This window comes from Rhodovastum atsumiense, from assembly GCF_937425535.1.
Lineage (GTDB): Bacteria > Pseudomonadota > Alphaproteobacteria > Acetobacterales > Acetobacteraceae > Rhodovastum > Rhodovastum atsumiense.
Window position 1 is genome coordinate 4,172,162 of sequence record NZ_OW485601.1, and the last position, 23,067, is coordinate 4,195,228.

Sequence of the window (23,067 nt, forward strand, 5' to 3'; positions counted from 1 at the left end):
GTCCGTGACCGGCATTTTGCACAAGAATTTACGTAATTCAATAAAATCCACGATTGAAAATCATATTTTGGCCATTGTGGGGTGCGTGTCCCGGCGGCAGGTCGCCGCCGGGTGGTGCGCTATGTCTCCGGCGCGGTGAACACTTTCAGGTCGGGCAATTTCCCGGTGAATTTCTCTACCTCGGCGACGATGGACTGGCCGGTGGTGGCCTGTGCCAGTCGCGAGGTGGCGATATCCGCCGCCAGCACGTTGACATCACCGTATCGGCACAGCGTGCCTGGTTCACCCGGCGTGAGCGGATCGTACCAGCCGCCTTCGGCGATCACCACGACACCGCGGCTGACATCCCCGGTCAGGCGCGCGCCGGCCAGGATCTGGCCGCGATCGTTGAACACGCGCACGACATCGCCCTCGGCGATGCCACGGGGCGCGGCGTCCTCTGGGTGAATCAGGATCGGCTCCCGGCCCTGGACGGTATAGGACCGGCGCAGCAAGGTGCCGTTGAGTTGCGAATGCAGCCGCCAGGGGGAATGCTTGGTGTTGACGTGCAGCGGGTATTTCGTGCCGGGTGCGCCCGCCCGTTCGTAGGGTTCCAGCCAGGTGGGATGCGGCGGGCAATCCGCGTAGTTCATCTTCGCGATCGTCGCCGAGGTGATTTCGATCAGGCCCGACGGCGTGCCCAGCGGATTCAGCACCGGATCCTCGCGGAAGGCGGCGTAGCGGACGAAGCGCCGCGATGTTTCCGGCACGCCGAAGGTGGCGATGCCGTCGCGCCAGAAGGTGTCGAAATCAGGCAATGTCACGCCCGCCGCCTTGCCCCGCGCCTGGGCGGTGCCATAGAGCGTGCGGATCCACTCGATTTCGGTCTTGCCGTTGGTGAAGACGGCTTCCAGGCCCAGGCGCGCCGCCACGCCACGCAGGATGTCGACGTCGTTGCGCGCTTCCGCGACCGGCGCGATCACCTGTTTGAGGGCGATGATGGCAGTGCCCGGACTGCCGCCGAGCACATCGATGTCATTGCGCTCCGCCGTGGTGGTGGCCGGCAGCACGATATCGGCCATGCGGGCGCTGGCGGTCCACTGGAAGTCCTGGACGATGAAGGTCTCCAGCTTGCGCCAGGCCCGGACCTGGCGGTTGCGATCCTGGTGGTGGCCGAACGGATTGCCGCCCGCCCAGTAGGCCAGGCGGATGTCGGGGTAGATGCCGCGCCGGCCGTTGAACTCGAATTCCTCGTTCGGGTGCAGCAGCATGTCGACGATGCGGGCGCAGGGAATGGTGGTGACGCCGCGCGAGGCCGGCCACGGCTTGCCGCCGGCCGGGCGCTCTCCGACCGGGATGCCGCCCAGGGTGACGCCGTTTGCCATCGGTGCGCCGTTGCCGCCCAGATGGTAGCCGAGGCTGAAACCGCCGCCGGGAAGCCCGATCTGTCCCAGCATGGCAGCCAGCGTCACCAGGGCCCACAGCGACTGTTCCCCATGGTGCTGCCGCTGGATCGCCCAGCCGCCGATCAGGAAGGTCCGCTGGCGCGCGAAGCGGCGGGCCAGATCCTTGATGACGGGTTCGGGCACGCCGCTGATCGCCGCGGCCCAGGCGGCGGTCTTCGCAACCCCGTCGGATCGGCCGGTCAGGTACGACAGGAACGTCTCCGACCCGACCGTGTAGTCGTGCAGGAAACGGCGATCATGCAATCCCTCGGCCTGCAGCGTATGGGCGATGCCAAGGATCAGCGCCACGTCGGTCTGCGGCCGCACCGCGATCCATTCGCCGCCGAGCGCCCGGTTCGTCTCGTTGCGCACCGGGTCGAGGAAAATCACCTGCTTGCCGGATTGCTTCAGCGCCGCGATGAAGTCGGCGGTCGAGTGGTTGGCGACGCCGCCCGTGATCTGGTCGTTGTTCAGCAGGTCGCAGCCCCAGAAGACCACCAGGTCGCTGTGCTGCAGGATCACCGGGTAGGGGGTCTGCTGCTCGGTGTAGTCCTGCGAGCCGACGACGTGCGGCATGATCACCGTCAGGGCGCCGGTGGAATAGGATCCGCTGCGACCGACGAAGCCGCCGCTGAGGTTCAGCAGCCGTTGCAGCCAGGCGACGCAATCATGGGCCTTGCCGCTGCTCTTCCAGCCGAGCGAGCCGCCATAGACGGCCCAGGGCCCGTGTTCCTCCTGGACGCGGCGCAGCTCTCCCGCCACCAGGTCGAGCGCCCGGTCCCAGGTGATCCGCACGAAATCGTTGGTGCCGCGCGAGTCCGGCGCGGCGCCCGGACCTTTCTCCAGCCACGCCCGCCGCACCACCGGGTGACGGATGCGGCTGGGCGAATAGACCACGTCCTGGACGCCGGGAAGTTGATGGGACGGCGCGGGGTCGCCCTCCCACGGGCGGGCCGAGACGAAGCGGCCATTCTCGACCTTGCCGTAGAAGGCGCCCCAGTGCGAGCCGGTGAGCACCTCGCCATCCGCCGGCGCTGCCGTCGCCGTCATGGGGGCGAGCCCCGCGCCCAGCCACGCGATCGCTTCGCTTGCCGCCGTGCCGGCCAACAGGTCACGTCGTGTCAGGCCAGGGCCGTGTGCAACGGCACCATCCGGTTGCCGCATCCTCGGTGTCTCCTTGAACGTTGCGGGGGGTCATCCGGGTGGCGGCGGGTCATCATGCGCGCGCGTGCCGGACTGCATCTGCAGGAAGTGCAACAACAACCGGTTGCCATCGTCATCGAGCGGCAGCAGCTTGCGCTTCGCGCTCATCGTGCCGATCCATTGGTTGGGGGTATGCACCGATGGCCGTGGCAGGGCGTGGCAGGACGCGCACAGCGCCGCATAGGTCAGCCCCATCACCGACCAGACCGCATCCGGCGAGGTGACCAGGCCATCGGATTCGATCCAGCCGGTCAGCGTCACCGGGCGCCAGACCTGCCCGGTGGCCGGGTCGGTCACGTCCGGGCCGGGGCTCACCGCCTCGAGCGCCGCCGGGGCCAGTGCCGCCGCCAGCATGCGCTGGCCCATGGCGCCATAGATCGCCCGGGCCGCGCCTTCCTGCTGCCAGCCGGCGAGGCGAATCCGCAGCCAGGAACCGGCGACCTCCAGAACCTCGAGGCTGGCGCCCGGGACCACGCTGCCCTGGCGCTGTCCGGCCTCCGCCGCTTCGCGCTGCAGGAACAGCCGGCGTGTCGTCACGGCCATGACCCGGCTGCCGGCCGCCGGGTGGCTGGCACGCGCCAGGGTCGTGAGCGATCCGGCAAACCAGCCCGCGGTCACGATGGGCACCGGATGCAGCACGCCTTTGTGGCAGGTGATGCAGGAACGGCCCGGTTCGGCCGGGTTGCGCATTTCCCGCGTGGCCTCGGCGCTGAACCGCCGCCGGTCCATCGCCGCCGGATCGTGGCAGCGCCGGCAGGGCGCCGAGCCATCGGCTTCCAGTTGCGTCCATACCCGGCTGGCGACATCCAGGCGGTGCGCGTCCTGTCGCTCGGCGGTGTCGTCGAGATGGGCAAGGAAGCCGCCGATGTCGTGCGCATGTGCGGCGACGAAGCGCAGGCGGTCGGTCCAGGTGGAACCGACGTGGCAGTCGGGACATTGCACGCGCAGGCCGGGCCGGTTGCTGAGATGCGCAAGGCGTGCCTGTTCGCCGCTGGCGACATTCGGCTCATGGCAGGACAGGCAAAACGCCTCCTGCTCCAGCCGCGTGACCGCGACGTCGGCGCCGCGCCATGCGGCCAGGCCGAGGAACAGTCCGAACGCCACGGTGAGCAGTGCCGGAGGCCAGGCTGCCGCCTCGGACCGGCGGCCATGCCAGCGGACAGGTCCCGTGCTGGCCTCGTGCCTTGGCACCTTCACCATTCCGATTGCGGGGTCACGACGATGCGGCCTAAAATGCGATATGATTACGTACGAGTCAATAAATCACTTGGTTTGATCGCTGAAAATGCCGCCGCAGGTCGCTTCGCCGGATCCCGTGCTGCGCCACTACGGCAGGTTGACGATCCTGCTGCACTGGGCCTGCACCATCCTCGTCGTCGGATTATGGCTGCAGCCCTGGCTCCACCCGGTCACCGGCGTGCAGGGCCGGGAGCGTCTGGCGCATGTCGCCCTGGGGGCGGTGCTGGGCCTGTTGCTGCTGCTGCGCATCACCGGGCGCGGCCTCGCCCTGCTGCGCCGGCGCGCGCTGCGGTCCGACCTGCCGGCGGAGGCGATGCACCTGGCCCTGTACGCGCTGCTGTTCGTGACGCTGGCTTTTGGCGCCATCGCCCTGTGGCATGCCGGGATCAGCCTCGCCGGCCTGCTCGCCGAGGGGGCCTACCCGGCAGTGGACCGCGGCAGGTGGCACATGCTGGTCGGGTTGCACGGGCTGGCGGCGGATCTGGTGCTGGTGTTCACCGGCATCCATGTCACGGCGGCCCTGGCGCATCATTTCATCTGGCGCGATGGCCTGCTCGCCCGCATGGCGCTGGCCTTCCGCCATCCCCCCTATCGGGCACGCGGTTCCCGGCATGATCCCGGACCGCAGGGCGCGGGAGATCACGGCGGCCATGAATTTACTCGCGGGCAATGAGAATTTGCCCGGCGCGCCGGCACCGGCAGCATCCGGGGCGCGGTTCGGCTGGCGCCTGGACGAGGTTTCGGGCGCGCTTGGCGATATCGGCACCTTCCTGCCGCACATCGTGGGCGCGATCACGGTCGTGGGCATGGATCCCACCGGGCTCTTCGTGACCTTCGGCCTGTTCTACATCTTTGCCGGCTGCTTCTACGGCATTCCGATGGCGGTGCAGCCGATGAAGGCGGCTTCCGCGGCGGTGCTGATCCAGCCGATGGATCCGGGCTCGGTGGCCGGGGCGGGCCTGGCGATCGGCGCGTTCTTCTTCCTGCTCGGCATCTCCGGCCTGATCGGGTCCGTTGCCCGGGCCCTGCCGTCCACCGTTGCCGCCGGGCTGCAGCTTGGCCTCGGCCTGTCGCTGGCGGCGCTGGGCATCCGGTTGATCGAAGGCCAGCCCTGGATCGGCATCCTGGCCTGCGTCGCGATGCTGGGGCTGATGCGGTTTCCCCGCGTGCCGGTGGCATTGCTGGCCGTGCTCGCCGGCGGCATGGCCGGGCTGGCGACGGGCCTCTCGCCGCCGCTGCCGGCCCTGGCCCCGGGGCTGCACCTGCCGGGGCTGGTCTGGCCGGACTGGGCACAGCTCTGGAACGGCGTGCAGAACGCCGTGCTGCCGCAGATCCCGTTGACGCTGACCAACGCCATCCTGGTCACCGCCGCCGTGGCCCGGGATCTGTTTGCCGAACGTGGGGGGCGGGCGACCGAGACCAACCTGGCGTTGACCACCGGCCTCGGCAACCTGCTGGCGGCCCCTTTCGGCGGCTACCTGATGTGCCACGGCGCGGGGGGCATGGCCGGTCATGTCCGGTTCGGCGCAAGGACCGCGACGGCACCGGTGCTGATTGGCCTGTGCTTCCTGGGCCTGGGCCTGGTGCTGGGCGAGGGGGGCTATCACTTGTTGCGGACGGTGCCGGACGGCGTGCTCGGCGGGTTGCTGTTGTTGTCCGGCATTGATCTCGCGTTGTTCTCCAGGCCGGGCCGCTACCAGGGCAGCGAGTTGTTCCTGGTCCTGCTGATGGCGGCCATCGGCGTGGCGGTGAACCCGGCGGTCGCCTTTGCCATTGGGCTTCCCCTGGCGTGGGGCATCAGGCTGGGCTGGCTTCGCCTGTGACCGGCCCCTGTGATCCTGTGCCGCGCAGAGGCGTCAGGAAAAGGCGAGGGCTTTGCCCTTGACCCACCAAGGGCCACAAGGCCCTTGGATCCCATTCGCGCTGCGCGGCACAGAAAACCGGGTTCCAAGGGCGAAGCCCTGGCCTTGCTTACGGCGTTGCCGCTGCCTTCCGGGCAGCCCGGACAAGGTCAAGGCGCGAGTAAACGCCAAAGCCCGAGCCGTTGTCGAGAAAGCCGCCGCCCGGTCCCTGGGTTTCGGTCAGGATGGCGTTGGCCTGCGCCAGGGTCAGGTGCGGGAAGGCCGCGGTGAGCAGGTAGCCTGCCTCCGGCGCCAGTTCGCCGACATCCGCGGGGGCGGCAGCGGTGCGGGCGAACACGACCGGCAGGCCATAGGTCTGCGTCGAGTCGTAGAAGATCTGGTTGCGCTCTGCCTGGGCGAAGCGGCTGTCATCCTGCCGGGCGCAGCTTTCGATGCTGCCGCCGCAGCCGGCTTCCAGCGCCGTCACCAGGTCCGCGCGGGCGGTGTCCAGGGCCTTGCGGAAGTCATCGATCTGCACGCTGCCGCGCGGCACCCCGACATACCCGGCCGCATTGGCGAGCAGGTGCGCGACGTCGTGCAGTGCCAAAGTGCGGCCCCCCAGCACGTCCATGGCGTAGTGCGCGCCGATGATGATCCGGTTGTTGCCGTATTCGGCGCCGCGCGTGACCATCTGCTGGTAGCGCTGCGGCACCAGCAGGGCGAGCAGCAGGGATTCGGTGTAGCCGTAGGTGGTGTGGCCGCTGGGATAGGAGGGGCTGTTGCTCAGGTTCTGTGCCGGCCCGCGCAGATAGGCGACATTGCCGGAGAGGGTGCCGAAATAGTCCTGGCCGGTATAGGCCAGGAAATGCGGCGCGGTCTGGAAGGGACGCGAATTGCCGAATCGCCCGGCGCCGGGGCTGCCGGCCGGCAGGCCATAGGCCCGGCCGAAGATATCCGTGACGCCGCTGACCTCTTCCAGGATGGTCGTGGCGGCGGGCGCAACCGGTTGGCTTCCATCGGTGGTGGCATTGGCGAAGAAATATTTGCCCGCGTCGGAATCGACCCGGCTGGTCGCCTGCGCATAGGTGATCAGGGCGGCGATGGCGGGGGAGATATTGGTGAAATGGGTGGTCTTGCCACCATCCGGGCTGCTGTAGGCCGCACCGGCCTGGTAGATGGCGCCCAGCCGGCTGCCAAGCCCGTCGGCGAGCTCCGTGGCATTGCCCTGGGTGATGAAGGCATCGCGCAGCGCCAGTTGCTGTTGCTCGGGGAAGGGCAGCAGCGTTGGCTGGTCGGCGGTGCCGGTCTGGATGGCCGTGGTCACCGCCAGGTTGGCGGCCAGGGCGGCCTTGCCGGGCTCGGTGGTGCCCAGGGCACTGACGGGCGCGAGGCCCCGCAGGGCCGTCAGGGCGGTCGCGCTCTGCGCCTGCGCGCCTGCCGCGGTCAGCGACACTGCGCAGATGGTGGCAATGGCGCCGATGCCGTTCGGAATTCGCATGATGACACCCCAGTTCCGGCTGTCGCTACGACGATGCCGACGCGATGACGGGCCGGCGGCGGATATCGTTATCCGGATCCGGCAACGACGGCTACACGGAACGCGCCTGGGTTGCGCGCTTCCCGAACCGGGCGGGCCGGCCGCAGTGTTCCCTCCCGACCTAAACAACGTTGATGTTATGCATTTTCATATAGACTCTCATTCCGTGTCGTGAAATCATTCGTCGCGCTTCCATGAGCCTCTTTCTACAGGGCCGAAGCCGGTCGTGATCAAGGGAACTTGCCCGTGGCATTCTCTCCACGTGAAAATGTCCGTCTGTCTGTTGATGGTGCCGGCCGGCGAAGCGGGCCAGCGCGACGCGGCCTTCTGAAGGCAGTCGCCGCTGCCATGCCGCTGGGTCTGCTGGGCGGTGTCGCACGGGCGCAAAAGCCGGCCCCGGATCTGGCTGCCCCGGCGCTGACGCGCAAACTGACCAAACTTGTTTTCATCTGGACGCCGACATCGCCCTGCCTGGTCGTGGTCGGCCTGGCCCAGCGCGAGGGGATCTTCGCGCGGCATGGGCTGGAGGTCGAAACGATCAATGTCGGCAGCGACACCTCGGCGATTCTCGAAGCCGTCGCGCTCGGCAAGGCCGACGCGACGTCGAACAACGTCCTGCGCTTCATCAAGCCGCTGGAAGCGGGCTTCGATGTGAAGCTGACGGCCGGCGTGCATGCCGGCTGCTCCTATCTGATCGGCTCCCGCGCCGCGGGCATCTCCAGGATCGCGGACATGCGCGGCAAGCGCATCGGCCTGGCGGATCTGGGCAATCCGAATCGGTTTCTCTATGCGTCGGCGCTGAAGAAGGCCGGGATCGATCCGGAAACCGACGTCACCTGGCGCCAGTTTCCTGCCGACACCTTCCCGATCGCGGTCAGCAAAGGCGAGATCGACGCCTTCGTCGACAACCACCCCAATGTCTATTTCGCCATCAAGCGCAGCAAGGGGGACCTGTTCGAACTGGCAGCCAACGGCAGTGGCGAACTCGGGCAGCGCACCTGTTGCGTCCTCGCGGTGCGGGGATCGCTGATCCGCGAGAACCGGCCGGCGGCGGCGGCGCTGACCCGTGCCATGGTCGAAGCGGCGCTGCTGGTCGACCGCAACCTCGATCTCGCCGTGGAGACCGCGCGATTCTTTGCCCCGCAAAGCATCGCCGGCCCGACGGAGATCCGCGAGATGCTGGCGAGCTATCCGTACGACGCGCATCGTGGCTGCCCCACCGGCGAGGAGTTCCGCCAGCAGGTCCTGTCCTTTGCCCGCGATCTCAAGGATGTCGGCATCCTCAAGCCTTCCACCGATCCGCTCAGGTTCACCAACCGCATCACCCTGGACGTGCTGACCGGGTGACGGGGCGATCAGGACTGCCAGATCAGGGAGCGTGACATGCCCGATACCCATCTTCCTTCCCCCCCGGGCAGGATTTCGCGCCTGCCGGTTGCCGAGCGTGGCAGCGAAGCACCGGCGGCGCGGGCGCTGGTGGAGCAGCACCACGGCGAGAACTGGATTCGCGCACTGGCGCTGAATCCGGACTTCGCCGCGCGGTTCTCCGCCTATTTCCAGAGCCTGTTCCGTGCCGAAGGGGCGCGCCTGCCGTTGCAGGAGCGCGAACTGATCGCCGTCGTCGTCTCCGCCAGCAATGGCTGCGGCCTGTGCGAGATCCATCATACGCTGGCATTGGGCGAGGCGCTCGGTGATCCGGTGCGGGCCCGGCGGATCGCGCTCGATCCGCATCTGGCCGGGCTGTCGGCCCGCGAGCATGCGCTGGTCGCCTTCGCCCTCAAGGTCACCCGCCAGCCCAGGGATGTCAGTGATGACGACTTCCAGGCGTTGCGCGATGCCGGGCTCGACGATGGCGAGATCCTGGAGGCGCTGGAGACAAGCGCCTGGTTCAACCACACCAACCGCGTCTTCATCTCGCTCGGCGTGCCGCCGGACGACGCCTACTTCGCCCGCTGAGCGTCACCCGCGCGAGCACGGCCTGACGGACACGGTCACCGTCAGGGTTGCAACGACGCCGACCGGCTGACGATCACCCTCGATGTCGTGCCGGATCGCGAATTCCCCGGTCACTGACCGTGCGGGGACAACAGCAGGGGGAGATGATCATGTGTGTTGCAGGATGCGACGAGGCGATGCATCGGGCGCTGTCGCGTCGTCGTCTGTTCCGCCGGGCGGCAGCGGGAGCGGTCCTGGCCACCGGATTGCGGGCCGAAGTGGTGAGCGCGGCGACGCCGCCCACCCGGTTCGAGAAGGTGATCGACCTGACGCATACGCTCGACCCGGCCTTCCCGACCTTCTTCGGGACCTCCGGGATCGAACTGCGCACCCGCTTCAGCTATCGCAAGGACGGGCTGAACTTCCTGCAATGGGTGCTGGATGAGCACAGCGGCACGCATATCGACGCGCCGTTGCATTTCAGCGAGAACGGCGCCGACGCCTCGGCCTTGCCGATCGTCGATCTGGTCGTGCCCCTGGCCGTCATCGACGTGGCCGCCCAGGCCGCGGCGAACGCCGATTATGCCGTGACGCCCGACGACATCAAGGCGTGGGAAGAGCGCAACGGCCGTCTGCCCGACCGGGCTGCGGTGGCGATCCATACCGGCTGGGCGCAGCATCTCGGCACCGCGAAGTACCGCAATGAAGGGCCGGACGGAAAGCTGCATTTCCCTGGCGTGCACCCCGCCGCGGCCGAAGTGCTGATCCGCGAGCGCAGCGTGACCGGCCTGCTGATCGACACGCTCTCCTTCGACATCGGCGCCACCAAGGATTTCCCGACGCATGTGCTCTGGTTGCCTTCGGGGCGCTGGGGCGCGGAGAATGTCGCCAATCTCGATCAGGTGCCGCCGGTCGGTGCCACGATCGTGGTCGGCGGGCCGAAGATTCGCGGCGCCACCGGTGGGCCGAGCCGGCTGATCGCGCTCGTCTGAGCGCGCGCTAGGTGGATGCGCTTGCTTTCGGCACAGGCGTCGCAGCGTAGTCCCGCGCCGCCGCTTCAGAAGAAACGAAGCCGTGCCGCACATCCCGCGCCAGCAGCGCCGGGTCACGTCGGCGCGGATCACCCATGCCGCCACCGCCGGGCATTTCCACGATCAGCCGGTCGCCCGCCGGCACCGTGTGCTGCCCTTTGCCCGGAAACACCTTCCCCGAGCGCAGGCGCACGCTTCCGGTCGCGCCCGGTGCCCCGCCCTCGGCACCACGGGCCGGATGGACCACCCGGTCGAAGGCGGTGCCGATGGCGAACGGCGCCGCCTCGGCACTCTCGATTTCCATGATCTGCCCAAGCCCGCCGCGCCAGGTGCCGGCCCCGCCGCTGTCGGGGCGGAATTCCTTCCGCCATATCAGCACCGGCGCCAGGCTTTCGGTGACCTCCACCGGCACGTTGCGCACCCCCGAGGGAAACGCCGTGGCGGACAGCCCGTCCTGGCGCGGTCGCGCTCCGGTGCCGCCGGAATGAAACCCCGTGACATTGAACGCCGTCGCGCGCGCCAGCACCGCGGGATCCGCAGCCACCCGCCCAGGCCCGCCCATCAGGCGGATGTTCCACAGGCAGGAAGTCCCCTCGGCCGGGACGCGATCGGGAATTGCCTGGCGCAGGCAGCCGAACACCACGTCGGGCAGCATCTGCCCGATCGTCCCCCGCCCGGCCACCGGCGCCGGGCGCTGGGCGTTGAGGATGCTGTCCGGCGGTGCCGTCACCCGGATGGTGGCCAGCGAGGCGGTGTTGTTCGGAACCTCCGGCGCCACGATGCATTTCACGCCGAAGCTCGTGTAGGCCTCGGTGTAGCAGAGCGGCACGTTGATGCCGAAGCCCGAGGGACCGGACGTGCCGGCGAAATCGACGTCGATCCCCTCCGGCCCGATGGTCAGCGCAGCGTGCAGGTCGATCGGCGCCTCCAGCCCGTCCACCCGCATGTGGTAGCGCCAGGTGCCGAAGGGCAGGGCGCGGATCGCCGCCAGGCTGGCGCTGCGGGAATGGGCAAGGATGTGCGCCGCCAGCCCGTCGAGGCTGTCGAGGCTGAACTCGTCCATCATCGCCACCAGCCGCTGCCCGCCCACGGCGTTGCTGGCGATCTCCGAGTGGATGTCGCCCAGCACCTGCACCGGCTCGCGCACGTTCACGGCGATCAGGTCGAACAGCCATTGGTTCGGCCGCCCCGCTTCCACCAGCTTCGTGACCGGCAGGCACAGCCCTTCCTCGAACACCTGCCGTCCGTTGGTGGAAAGGCCGATGCCGCCGATATCCACCACGTGCAGCGTGCAGGCGAACAGCCCCACCGGGGCGCCGCGCCGGAACACCGGCGTCACCACCACGATGTCGTTGAGATGCCCGGTGCCCTGCCACGGGTCGTTCAGGATGAACACGTCGCCATCGGCCATCTCCGCCAGCGACACCTTGTCGAGCACGTAGGTCACGCTGCGGGCCATGCTGTTGACGTGCCCCGGCGTGCCGGTGACCGCCTGCGCCAGCATCCGCCCGGCGGTGTCGTACACCCCGGCGGAGAGATCGCCTGCCTCACGCGTCGAAGCCCCGAAGGCGGTGCGGACCAACGTCTTCGCCTGTTCTTCCACCACGGCGATCAGCCGGTTCCACATCACCTGGTAGCGGATCGCGGCCAGACCATCGGTTTTGGGCATCAGTGGCTCTCCTTGGCGGTGCCGTGGGCGGCACGCAGCCAGATGGCGCCGGCGGCATCCAGCGCGGCGGTGAAGGCGGCGGTGACGACGGTGGTGGTTTCCGCCTCGGCGATCACCGCCGGCCCGGCGATGGCGGCCCCCGGCGGCAGCGTGGCGCGCCAGTACACCGGCACCTCGATGAAGGCGGCGGTGGTGGGATCGAACAGCCGTCGCCGGCCGGCGGCGGCGGGCGCCGTGGTCGCCGCCATCGCGGTGGAGGCAGGTGGCGCGGGCGGGGCGGGCGATTCGGCGGTGAGGCTCCAGCCCATCACCTCCACCGCGAGCCCGGGAATGGTGCGCGCGAACAGCGCCGTGTAGGCGGCCTCGAAACGCCGCCGCAGCTCGGCCGGGGCGCCGGCGTCGAGCGGCGCCTCGGGCAGGGGAACGGTGATTTCGTGGCCCTGGCCGACATAGCGCATATCGGCGGCGCGGCGCAGGCGGATCGGCCCGCCGGGCGCGCCGAGGCGCACCACCGCTTCGGCCTCCGCGGCCATCACCGCCAGCAGCGCGTTCACCTCTTCCGCGTCCAGCGCGTCGAGCACGACCTGCCGGCTGCGGGCCACCTCGAAGGCGATCGGCGCGCGCAGGAACCCCACCGCCGAGCCCACCCCGGCCCCGGCGGGAATCACCACCTCGTCGATCCCGAGCTTCTCCGCCAGCCGGGCCGCGTGCAGCGGGGCGCTGCCGCCGAAGGCCACCAGGGTGCGGCCGGCCAGTTCGGTGCCGCGCTCCACCGCGTGCACGCGCGCGGCATTGGCCATGTTCTCTTCCACCATCTCGGTGATCGCGAAGGCGGCGAGGCTGGCCTCCAGGCCGAGCGGCGCCGCCACCGCCGTCCGCACCGCCGCCTCGGCGCGGCCGGGGGTGAGGGCGATGCTGCCGCCGGCGAAGCCTTCCGGGTCGATCCGGCCGAGCAGCAGGTTGGCGTCGGTCACGGTCGGGCGTTCGCCGCCCCGGTCGTAGCAGGCCGGACCAGGATCGGCGCCCGCGCTCTCCGGCCCGACGGCGACCCGCGCCAGCGCATCCACCGCGGCGATCGAGCCACCGCCGGCGCCGATTTCCACCATCTCGATCGCCGGAATCCGCAAAGGCAGGCCGCTGCCCTGCAGGAAACGATAGCGGCGATCCACCTCGAAGCGGCGGGACGCGAGCGGGGTGCCGTCGTCGATCAGGCAGATCTTGGCGGTGGTGCCGCCCATGTCGAAGGAGAGAATGCGATCACGGCCGAGCTCGCGCGCCACCTGTGCGGCCAGGATCGCCCCGCCCGCCGGGCCGCTCTCCACCAGCCGGACCGGGTAACGGATCGCCGTCTCCAGCGTGGTCAGGCCGCCGCCGGAGGTCATCAGCAGCAACGGGCAGCTCAACCCTTCAGCGTGCAGCAGCCCGGTCAGCTCCTCCAGGTAGCGGGCCATCAGCGGCTGCACGTAGGCATTGGCGACCGCGGTGGAGAACCGCTCGTACTCGCGCATCTCCGGACAGACCTCGGCCGAGAGCGTCAGCCGCACCCCGGGCAGCCATTCCGCCAGCAGCGCGGCGGCGCGCTGCTCGTGTGCCGGGTTGGCGTAGCTGTGCAGGAAGCCGATCGCCACGCTCTCCACCGCCTCGCGCCGCAGCGTGGCGGCGATATCGGCCAGCGCCGTCTCGTCCAGCGGCAGGCGAACCCGGCCTTGCGCATCCATCCGTTCCGGCACGCCGAGGCGCAGGGGGCGCGCCACCAGCGGTGCCGGCTTCTCGATGAACACGTCATATTGCGCGAAGCGGTTCTCGAAGGCGATCTCGATGCTGTCGCGATGGCCCTCGGTGGTCAGCAGCGCGGTGCGGGCGCCGCGGCGCTCCACGATCGCGTTGGTGGCCAGGGTGGTGCCGTGGACGATCAGCCCCACCGCGGCCGGCGCCACCCCGGCCTCGGCCAGCACCCGCCGAACCCCCTCCAGCACGCCGCGCGCGGGCGCCTCGGGGCGGGTGAGCACCTTGGCGGTGGTCCGGCGCGCGCCGTGCTCCAGCACCATGTCGGTGAAGGTCCCGCCGATATCGACGGCGAGCCTCGCGGGGGCGGGGGGAGTCATGGGGCGTGTTCCTTCAGGCGAGATGGCAGGCGACGAAGTGGCCCGGCGCCACCGCGCGCAAGGCCGGGTCGTGGGTGGCACAGTGCGGCCCGGCCGCCGTGCAACGGGGGCGGAAGCGACAGCCGGTGGCCGGCCGCGCGGTGCCGGAATCGCCGCGCAGGGCGGCGGGGGGCGTGCGCCGCGCCGGGTCGGCGCGCGGCACCGCAGCCAGCAGCGCCTGCGTGTAGGGATGGCGGGGCGCGGCCCATAACGTGGCGTGGTCGGCGCTTTCGACGATGCGGCCGAGATACATCACCAGCACCCGGTCGGCGAAGTAGCGCACCACCGAGAGATCGTGGGAGATGAACAGGCAGGCCAGGCCCAGCTCGCCACGCAGCTCCACCAGCAGGTTCAGGATCTGCGCCTGGATCGAGACATCCAGCGCCGACACCGGTTCGTCGCACACCACGAGGTCGGGCCGCAGCATCAGCGCGCGGGCGATGCCGATGCGCTGGCGTTGGCCGCCGCTGAACTCGTGGGGGTAGCGGTGCAGCGCCGCCGCCGGCAGGCCCACCCGCGCCAGCATCTCCAGGCTGCGCCGGCGGCGGGCGAGGGGGTCGCGTTCGCCATGCACGCGCAGGGGCGTTTCCAGCAGCCGGGCCAGCGTCTGGCGCGGGTTGAGCGCGCCGAACGGATCCTGGAACACCATCTGCAGGCGCCGCCGGTACGGCACGAGCCGCCGTTCCGGCAAGCTCAGGATGTCGGTGCCCTCCACCCGCACCGCCCCCGCCGCGGCCGGCTGCAGGCGCAGGATGGCACGGCCGAGGCTCGACTTGCCGCAGCCGGATTCACCCACCAGCCCCACCGCCTCGCCGGCGCCGACGGTGAAGGTGACGCCGTCCACGGCCTGCACCGCCCCGGCCCCCTGGCCGTAACGGACGACGAGATCCTCAACCGAGAGCAGCGACACGCTGGCGTTCCTCCTGCGCGGCTGGCGGGCAGGCGAGCCAACGCCCCGTCCCGCAGGGTTCGAGCGGTGGTGGGGCAAGATGGCAGGTGGCCTGCGCGCGCGGACACCGGGGGGTGAAGCCGCAGCCCGCCTGCCCGAGCGCCGAGCCGACCTGCCCGGCGATCTCCGGCAGGCGGTCGGTGCGGGCGTGCCGCCCCTCGGGGCCGAGCGCCGCCGCGCGCAGGCCGCGCGCATAGGGATGCAGGGGGGCGGCGAAGAACGGCGTCACCGGCGCTTCCTCCACCACCCGCCCGGCGTACATCACCACCACCCGGTCGGCCCACTGCGCCACCACGCCGAGATCGTGGGTGATCAGCAGCATCGCCATGCCGAGTTCCGCCCGCAGCCGGCCGAGCAGCTCCAGGATCTGCGCCTGGATGGTGACATCGAGCGCGGTCGTCGGCTCGTCGGCGATCAGCAGCCGGGGATTGCAGGCGACCGCCATGGCGATCATCACCCGCTGGCGCTGCCCGCCGGAGAGATGATGCGGGAAATCGTCGAGGCGCCGCTGCGGCTCGGGCAATTGCACCAGGTCAAACAGTTCGGCCACCCGCCGTCGCGCGGCCCGGGCGGAGAGGCGCTGATGATGGCGCAGCACCTCGGCCACCTGCGCGCCCACGGTCTGCACCGGGTTGAGCGCCGCGAGCGGTTCCTGCGGCACCAGCGCCAGCCGGTTGCCCCGCAGCGCGCGCAGCGCCCGCGGCGAGAGGCGCCGCATGTCGCGGCCTTCGAACGCGATCACCCCTGCCTCGATCCGCACCCCCGGCGGCAGCAGGCCAAGCACGCCGAGGGCGGTCATCGATTTGCCGCAACCGGATTCACCCACCAGCGCCAGCGTCTCGCCGGCGGCGAGGCGCAGCGACACGCGATCCACCAGAAGCCGGCCGGGCAGGCCGATGCTGAGGTCACGCACGTCCAGCAGCGCGGCGCTCATCGTTCCAGCCGCCGTGGATCGAAAGCGTCATTCAACGCGTCGCCCAGCAGGTTCAGCGCCAGCACCGCCAGCGCGATCGCCGCCCCCGGCAGCGCCGTCAGGAACCAGGCGGTGCGCAGCAACTGCCGTCCGTCGCCGATCATCATTCCCCAGCTCATGTGGTTGGGATCGCCCATGTTGAGGAAGGACAGCCCGGCCTCGGTGAGGATCGCGTTGGCCACCATCACCGAGGCGCTGACGAGCACCGGCGGCAGGGCGTTGGGCAGGATCTCGGCCAGGATGATCCGCGCCGTGCCGTAGCCGAGGCTGCGCGCCGCCAGCACGAAATCGGCCTCGCGCAGGGCGCGGAACTGCGCGCGCACCAGCCGCGCCACCGCCGGCCATGACGCCAGCCCGATCGCCAGCGCGATCACCGCCAGTTGCGGGCCGCCGATGGCGACGATCACGATCACCAGCAGGAAGGCCGGCACCGTCTGGAACAGCTCGGTCAGGCGCCCGAGCACCGCATCGGCCGCGCCGCCGAAATAGCCGCCCAGCATGCCTACCAGCGTGCCGATGCCAAGGCCGATGGCGGCGGCGGTGAAGCCCACCAGCAGCGACACCCGCGCCCCGTGCGCGAGCGCGGTGGCCACGTCGCGCCCGAGGCTGTCGGTGCCGAGCGGAAAGGCGGCGTCCTCGCCCGGCCAGAGGGCGGGTGGGCCGACCATGTCGAGCGGATCACCGGGAAAGACCCAGCCGGCGGTGGCCGCGACGCCGGCGCACAGCACCAGCAGCGCCATGCCGAGCAGGAAGGCGGGATTGCGCCGCAGCGCCCGTAGCTGTCGCTGCCAGACCGGATCAGCGGCCGGCGATGCGGGGATCGAGCCAGACATGGAGCAGATCAATCACGAGGTTGAGCAGGATCACGGCGAACGAGGAAAGCAGCAGCACCCCGAGCAGCACCGTGTAGTCACGCGCCAGCACGGCATCGAGCGCGAGCCGCCCCATGCCGGGCCAGCCGAACACCGTTTCCACCACCACCGCGCCGCCGAGCATGTTGCCAAGATGCAGCCCGGCCATGGTGGTAACTGGAATCAACGCGTTGCGCAGCACGTGGCCAAGCTGCACCCGTATCGGATGCAGACCCTTGGCGAGGGCGGTGCGGACGAAGTCCTGGCGCTGCACTTCCAGCATCGCGGCGCGGGTCAGCCGCGCGTAGATGGCAACGAAGAACGAGCCGAGCGCGAGCGCGGGCAGCACCAGATGGCTTGCGCGGTCGAGCAGCCAGTCCAGGCCGTGCAGGTCGAGACCGATGCTGGCGTCGCCCTGCGCCGGCAGCCAGCCGAGCCGCACCGAGAACAGGATCACCGCCATCAGCCCGACCCAGAAGCCGGGCATGGAGTAGAGTGCGAGCACCAATAGCGTCACCAGCCGGTCGGGCCAGCGCCCGGCGAAGCTGGCCATCACCGCGCCGAGCAGCAGCCCCGCCGCCAGCGCGAAACCCAGCGCGCAGAGCATCAGCAGCAGCGTGTTGGGCAGGCGCTCCTGGATCATCTGCCAGACCGGCAGGTTGTACCGCGGCGAGATGCCGAGGTCGAAATGCAGCAGATGATCGAGATAGTTCATGAACTGCGCCAGCAGCGGCTGATCGAGCCCGAAGCGGACGCGGATCGCCGCCATGCTCTCGGCGGTGGCCGAACCCGATTCACCGGCCAGCACATCGGCCGCATCGCCCGGCAGCAACTGCAGCAGCAGGAAATCGAGGGCGATGATGCCGATCGCGACCGGCACCGCCTGCAGCGCCCGGCGTGGCAGGCGGGCCGCCAGTGCCAGGGCCCGCCGCCATGTCGCGTCAGACAACACGGGCCCGCGCAAGGTTGGATTCGATCCCGTTGGCGGTGAGCGAATGATCGGTGACGCGGCGGTTGTGGATCGTCAGGAAGGTGGGCTGCACCAGATTGAGGTCCGGCACCTCGGCGGCGACGATCTGCTGGAATTCGCGGAACAGGGCGACGCGCCGCGCCGGGTCGTTTTCCACCGCCGCCGTTTCCAGCAGCTCGTCCACGCGCGGGTTGTGATACCAGGTGCCGTTGGAAAACGGCACGCCCTTGATGCGGTTCTTCGACCAGTAGAGCCGCTGCACGCCGACCGTCGGGTCGAACAGGTTGCTGGCGCCGTTCAGCGTAAAATCGAAGTCGCGATCGGTGTAGACGCGGCGGATGAAGCTCGAGAGATCCTGCGAGCGCACCTCGACGGCGATGCCGACGCGGCTGAGCGCGGCGCGGATGTAGTCGGCAAGGCGGCGGGTGTCGCTGCCGATCGGGTTGTAGTCGAGGGTGAGGCGCAGCCGCACGCGGTCCGCCCCGCGGGGGTAGCCGGCGGCGTCGAGCAGGCGCTCGGCCGCGCGCGGGTCATAGGGGTAGGGGGTGGGCGCCGGGTCGTGGAACTGCGCGAGGCCGGGGGCGATCGGCGAATGGCATATGGTTGCGTATCCATAATAAACCGTGCGGGCGATCACCGCGCGGTCGATCGCATGGGCAATGGCCTGGCGCAGTTGCGGGCGGGCGAAATGGGCGTTCTGGAGATTGAATTCCAGCCGCGTCACATTGAAGGAATAGCTGTTGCCGCGCGGCTCGAAGGCCAGCGACGGCAATTGGCGCAGGCGTTCGAGGTCGCTGAGCGCCACCGGCGTGCGGTAGCCGATATCCACCGCCCCGGTTTCGAAGGCGATCGAGCGCGACGCCGCGTCGGGGATGAAGCGGACGACCAGTTGGTCGAGTTTCGGCAGGCCGGGCACCCAGTAATCGGGATTGCGCTCGTAGAGGATGTGGCTGCCGCGCACCCATTCCTTGAAGCGGAACGGCCCGGTGCCCACCGGGGCGTTGCCGTTGGGGTTGGCGGCGGGATCGGTGCCTTCGTAGATGTGCCGCGGCACGATCGGCGATTCGCTGGCGGCCAGCGCCTTGATCAGGTAGGGCGCGGGCCTGGAGAGGCGCAGCACGGCGGTGGCGGCGTCGGGCGTCTCGATGGCGGTGACGTTGGCGAAGGTGCCCCGTCCGCGCGGATGCACCTTCCTGAGCAGCTCGATTGAAAAGGCGACGTCGGCGGAGGTGAACGGGCGGCCGTCGTGCCAGCGCACGCCCTGGCGCAGATGGAAGGTGTAGGTGAGGCCGTCCGGCGCGATCTCCCAACTGGCGGCCAGTTCCGGCTCCGGGTCGAGGGTCTCGCTGTATTGCAACAGCCCCTCGGTGACCTTGCCGCTGACCGTCAGCGCCGGGGTGGCGACATTGGTGAGCGAAACCAGGGTGGGCGGCTCGTAGTCGAGCACGATGACCATGCGGTTGCCGCCGGCAGAAATCTGCGCGTTGCCCGGACGCGGGAGGGCGAGCAGGGCGGATGCGCTGGCAAGCAGCGTGCGGCGTCCGAGGGCAATGGGGGCATCTGGCATGACGTGGCTTTCCGTTCTCGGGGCCGGTGCGGTGGTCGTGGCCGGGGGCGGCCCGGGGGACTGGTCGGCGCAAGCGACGGCGCGCCCGGGCAGGGCGGGATGGCGGCACGAACCTTGCGCATGGGGGCGGACGAAAACCGATGTTGTCCGTATGTGCGTCGAAACCTACATATTATCATGCCTGATAGTGAATATGTGACGCATCGATAGCAAGCCCGGGAATCGCTTGTCAAATTATGGGCATGAGGTGATTTTTTAACGATGCGCAATGGCATTAATTGGCCTGGCAATCTCCGTGTCGAAATGATGGTTTTGGATTTGGCTGGTTGGATATATGCCCGTCCGAATGGCCGGATCGCCCACGGGGCCGCCAGGCGCGAGTCCTGGCAGGCCCATTCATTCAACGATCTTTCGAATAAGATGGGCAAGGAATTGTATACATCTAGAAACCATAAAAATACTATTCAACAAATCATAAATTGACGTAGAAAATTTTGTCTGCACTAATTCTGTGAAAATATATATTTTAATCATCATGTAACATAGAAGCATATTTCGCATTCTTGTTCATGAACTTCCGTCTATGCGATGAATTGAGCGTCCTGCCGCTGTTCCTTCTGCCAAGGCCCATCTGCACCCGATAGTGTTTGCCTCGGAAAGCCTGCGCATCCGCGCACCGTGGTGGGACGGATCTCCGGGGTGACGACGCTTCTCCCGAAGATCCTCCGCCTGACCTGCCTGCCCGCCGCACGGGACACCGTTCCGCTGCGCGGGCCGGCCGGGGGGATGCGTCGCGTGCGACCCCGCTGCGGCGCCCCGCCCGGCCACGCCCCGCGTCGCCGCACCAGACCGGCACGACAAAGAACTCGACGTTTCTGGGAGAAAGCCCGTGTCCACGCCAGCGTCTTCCACAAATACCGCTTCCAGGCTTGGCATCAATCTTTCCTGGGTCAACGACTGGGGCGACCAGCAGATGACCTTTGTCGATGTCATGCGGAACGCCCGTGGATTCGCGACCACCGATTCCTATTGGGATCCCACGAATCATCCCGTGCCCGTCGGGGCCGATGGCTGGCCGACCACCGATTTCGGCGTCATGTTCCTCACAGCGCCGGGCGATCCCGCGGGGCGTTCGCTCGGCGCAACCGTGCCGAGCATGTTCGGCACCTATCACCTGAGCTTCACGGGCCAGGCCACCGTCACCGGCCCCGATTGTACCGTTCAGAATCTCCAGTACAACAAAGCAACAAATACGAGCACCGCCGACGTCGTGCTGGCCTCCACCAGCAACTCGCTGTCGCTCGTCTTCACCAACACCAAGGCCGCCGTCAAGAATATCCACCTGCTGCGGCCAGGCTATCCCGTTGGCACGACGCAGGTCTTCACCGACGCCTTTCTCAACGCGCTGCAGCCGTTCAGCACGCTGCGCTTCATGGATTTCCTGCAGACCAACGACAACCCGGTGACGTCCTGGGCCGGCCGTACGCTGCCGACCAATCCGGTGCAGAGCGGGCCGGGGGGTGTCGCCTGGGAGTATGTCATCCAGTTGGCCAACGCGACCGGGAAGGATGTCTGGATCAACATCCCCGAGGGTGTGGACTTGGCCGACACATCCCAGGGCAACTATGTCATTCAACTCGCGAAGCTGCTGAAGGCGAATCTTCTTCCCGGAATCCATGTCTATGTCGAGTACAGCAACGAACTATGGAACGGACTTTTCCAGCAAAGCACGGACAACCAGAACGCCGCAGTCAGCGAAGTGCAGTCCGGCGCCGATAAAAATCTGAATTATGACAAAGTAAATAATGAGTATTACTGGGCCTTGCGACGTGATGCGCACCAGACCGTCCGGATCAGCCAGCTTTTCTCGCAGGTGTATGGGGCGACGGCAATGGGCTCCGTCATCCGCCCGGTGCTCGCTTCGCAATATGTGCAGCCCTATCTCATCGAGGATAGCCTCGCTTATATCAACGCCAATTTCGGAGCGCCAAAGCAATATCTTTACGGCATCGCTTCGGCCCCATATGTGTCGGCATCGAATTTTCAAAGCGTGGATGGAGTCATCTCTTCTCTGAAATCTAATATCAAGGAAATAGATGCAGGATTTTCTGGAAAATCTTACGCAGGTGGAGTCGATTATTCTGTCACAAGCTACAAGCCGATCGCTGATTATTATGGTCTGAAGAATCTTGCATACGAAGGCGGTCCGGATTTCGGCTACGACAACGCCAGCAATGCGATCGCCGAAAAGGCCCTGTCGGATCCCCGCCTGAACCGCCTGGTGCAGCAGGAACTTGCCGACTGGTACGGCAAAAACAACGACCTGCTCATGTATTATGAGTTGGCGAGTGGACCCGGGAATTACTATGGCGCCTATGAGGACATGGCTCTGGCAACGCCGAAGAGCCAGGCGCTCTCGACTGTCTCCTCCACCCCGCTTTCCGGTTACACGAGTGGCGCGGGTGCCGTCACCGCCTTGAGCGCGACGCCGGCCAATGCCGATCTCGGTACCGGCGCCACCGTGACTCTCCAGGTGACCTTGAGCCAGCCGGTATGGATCACCGGCACGCCGACCCTCACCCTGAACGATGGCGGCAAGGCGAGCTATGCCGGCGGGTCCGGCACGCGCGTCCTGACCTTCAAGCACACCATCGCCGCCGGACAGAACGCGTCTGATCTCGCCGTCACCGCGACTGGCTTGCCGAGTGGCGCCACGGTCACCGATGCGGGAGGCAGCACCGCCTCGCTGGCCAAGGCGGTTGGCGCCATTCCCGGACACATGATTGTGGACACCGCCCGCACCCGCATCACGATCGCGACCGGCACGGGGCAGACCGTCGACGCCAGCAGCGGGAATGATGTTGTCACGCTTGCCGATGGCAATGCCACGCTCGTCTTCAAGGGCAGCAACAACGTGGCGTTCCTCGGCGATGGAAAGGGAACGCTGACCGCGACAGTGAATGACGGCTCGACCGGGCTCACGGCTTATGTGCTGGATACCGGCACATACACCTTCACGGGCCTTGCAACCGACACCGGCGCGGTGGTGGATCTGCTCGGCGGCCTCGGCGGCTATACGACTGCAGCGGAGGTCGTGGCGGCGCTGAGAAGCGACGGCAGCGGTGGCACCAACCTTCCTCTCGGTGGCAGCGGCATGATCCACTTCACCGGCATCGAGCCGGCGAAACTTGGCGCGGCGAACTTCCGGATCGGCTAGGAGTCCATAGACGCTGTCCGCCATGGTCCAGGCGAATGGCACCTCGGCCGCAATGGCGCGCTCGACCATGTCAGCGGCCAATGGGGACCTGGTGGCAAAACCAGCTTCCTGAGACACATGGACAGCCTTCGTCGTGCCAGGGTCTGTTGACAATCACCGACTGGCGATGACGGCGGCGGCGAGATAGATCGTGGCCTGGAAGCTGGTGCCTGTCTTGTCGTAGCGGGTGGCGATGGCGCGAAACTCCTTCATGCCTGCGGTGGCGCCGTGGCCCTGGCGAGGCAGACCCGACCGCTCCGGGGTCGGGCCTCGCCTGGGTGGGAGCGGGGGTTGGCGGCGGCGGTCGTGATCGTGGCCGTGGTCGTGCCGGTGGCGGCGGTACCACCACCAGTCGTGCTTGTCGTGACCGCCGGAAACCAGTTCCACCTCGGCTGCGGTCAGCCGGACCGGAGCATCGTCCTCGGTGGCCTGCGTCGCGGTGACGGACTTCAGCCTGTGCGTTTGTCCCTGTGGTTGG

Annotated in this window: 16 protein-coding genes; 6 read left to right on the forward strand and 10 right to left on the reverse strand. The window is 68.4% G+C overall.

Annotated elements, in window-relative coordinates; translation table 11 throughout:
• Positions 1 to 119: 119 nt before the first annotated feature.
• Positions 120 to 2,588, reverse strand: a complete 2,469-nt coding sequence (gene torA, locus NBY65_RS18935; RefSeq protein WP_150040291.1) for a trimethylamine-N-oxide reductase TorA — start codon at positions 2,586 to 2,588, stop codon at positions 120 to 122.
• 30 nt (positions 2,589 to 2,618) lie between these two features.
• Positions 2,619 to 3,818: a NapC/NirT family cytochrome c gene (locus tag NBY65_RS18940; protein WP_162530497.1), complete on the reverse strand. Its 1,200-nt coding sequence runs from the start codon at positions 3,816 to 3,818 to the stop codon at positions 2,619 to 2,621.
• A 94-nt stretch (positions 3,819 to 3,912) separates the two neighbouring features.
• On the opposite strand from NBY65_RS18940, the gene NBY65_RS18945 reads away from it, so the two are divergent.
• Positions 3,913 to 4,539: a cytochrome b gene (locus tag NBY65_RS18945; RefSeq protein ID WP_150040289.1), complete on the forward strand. Its 627-nt coding sequence runs from the start codon at positions 3,913 to 3,915 to the stop codon at positions 4,537 to 4,539.
• Entirely contained in the window at positions 4,517 to 5,689 is a 1,173-nt protein-coding gene (locus NBY65_RS18950) for a putative sulfate/molybdate transporter (protein WP_162530496.1), read from the forward strand. The genes NBY65_RS18945 and NBY65_RS18950 overlap by 23 nt, the downstream gene beginning before the upstream one ends.
• Positions 5,690 to 5,837: 148 nt before the next feature.
• Here NBY65_RS18950 and NBY65_RS18955 read toward each other — a convergent pair whose 3' ends face one another.
• Positions 5,838 to 7,205 carry a phosphatase PAP2 family protein gene (locus tag NBY65_RS18955; protein WP_150040287.1) on the reverse strand — a complete coding sequence of 456 codons (1,368 nt, stop codon included), beginning with the start codon at positions 7,203 to 7,205 and terminating at the stop codon, positions 5,838 to 5,840.
• A 387-nt stretch (positions 7,206 to 7,592) separates the two neighbouring features.
• Here NBY65_RS18955 and NBY65_RS18960 point away from each other — a divergent pair, with 387 nt between their 5' ends.
• The 3 genes from NBY65_RS18960 to NBY65_RS18970 all read left to right on the forward strand — a co-directional run bounded on the left by NBY65_RS18960 (position 7,593) and on the right by NBY65_RS18970 (position 10,171).
• Positions 7,593 to 8,591, forward strand: coding sequence for an ABC transporter substrate-binding protein (locus NBY65_RS18960; RefSeq protein ID WP_150040286.1), 999 nt, complete (start codon positions 7,593 to 7,595; stop codon positions 8,589 to 8,591).
• Between the two features lie 36 nt (positions 8,592 to 8,627).
• Positions 8,628 to 9,200, forward strand: coding sequence for a peroxidase-related enzyme (locus tag NBY65_RS18965; RefSeq protein ID WP_150040285.1), 573 nt, complete (start codon positions 8,628 to 8,630; stop codon positions 9,198 to 9,200).
• A 149-nt stretch (positions 9,201 to 9,349) separates the two neighbouring features.
• Complete coding sequence (locus NBY65_RS18970) at positions 9,350 to 10,171, forward strand: cyclase family protein (RefSeq protein ID WP_150040284.1); 822 nt, start codon at positions 9,350 to 9,352, stop codon at positions 10,169 to 10,171.
• A 7-nt stretch (positions 10,172 to 10,178) separates the two neighbouring features.
• On the opposite strand, the gene NBY65_RS18975 is transcribed toward NBY65_RS18970, so the two are convergent.
• The 7 genes from NBY65_RS18975 to NBY65_RS19005 are packed head-to-tail and all read right to left on the reverse strand — an operon-like array spanning position 10,179 to position 19,333.
• Positions 10,179 to 11,879, reverse strand: a complete 1,701-nt coding sequence (locus tag NBY65_RS18975; protein WP_150040283.1) for a hydantoinase B/oxoprolinase family protein — start codon at positions 11,877 to 11,879, stop codon at positions 10,179 to 10,181.
• On the reverse strand, positions 11,879 to 13,984 hold the full coding sequence (locus NBY65_RS18980) for a hydantoinase/oxoprolinase family protein (RefSeq protein ID WP_150040282.1): 2,106 nt from the start codon (positions 13,982 to 13,984) through the stop codon (positions 11,879 to 11,881). Before NBY65_RS18980 ends, NBY65_RS18975 begins: the two co-directional genes overlap by 1 nt.
• Positions 13,985 to 13,997: 13 nt before the next feature.
• Positions 13,998 to 14,933 (reverse strand): ABC transporter ATP-binding protein, encoded by a 936-nt coding sequence (locus NBY65_RS18985; RefSeq protein ID WP_203330444.1) that lies wholly within the window; start codon positions 14,931 to 14,933, stop codon positions 13,998 to 14,000.
• Positions 14,914 to 15,906 carry an ABC transporter ATP-binding protein gene (locus NBY65_RS18990; RefSeq protein WP_150040280.1) on the reverse strand — a complete coding sequence of 331 codons (993 nt, stop codon included), beginning with the start codon at positions 15,904 to 15,906 and terminating at the stop codon, positions 14,914 to 14,916. The genes NBY65_RS18985 and NBY65_RS18990 overlap by 20 nt, the downstream gene beginning before the upstream one ends.
• Complete coding sequence (locus tag NBY65_RS18995) at positions 15,903 to 16,778, reverse strand: ABC transporter permease (protein WP_150040279.1); 876 nt, start codon at positions 16,776 to 16,778, stop codon at positions 15,903 to 15,905. Before NBY65_RS18995 ends, NBY65_RS18990 begins: the two co-directional genes overlap by 4 nt.
• A complete protein-coding gene (locus NBY65_RS19000; protein ID WP_239002742.1) occupies positions 16,744 to 17,745 on the reverse strand; it encodes an ABC transporter permease in 1,002 nt (333 codons plus the stop codon). Before NBY65_RS19000 ends, NBY65_RS18995 begins: the two co-directional genes overlap by 35 nt.
• Positions 17,738 to 19,333, reverse strand: a complete 1,596-nt coding sequence (locus NBY65_RS19005) for an ABC transporter substrate-binding protein (RefSeq protein ID WP_150040278.1) — start codon at positions 19,331 to 19,333, stop codon at positions 17,738 to 17,740. The genes NBY65_RS19000 and NBY65_RS19005 overlap by 8 nt, the downstream gene beginning before the upstream one ends.
• Positions 19,334 to 20,222: 889 nt before the next feature.
• On the opposite strand from NBY65_RS19005, the gene NBY65_RS19010 reads away from it, so the two are divergent.
• Positions 20,223 to 22,550: a hypothetical protein gene (locus tag NBY65_RS19010; RefSeq protein ID WP_150040277.1), complete on the forward strand. Its 2,328-nt coding sequence runs from the start codon at positions 20,223 to 20,225 to the stop codon at positions 22,548 to 22,550.
• Positions 22,551 to 23,067 lie beyond the last annotated feature (517 nt).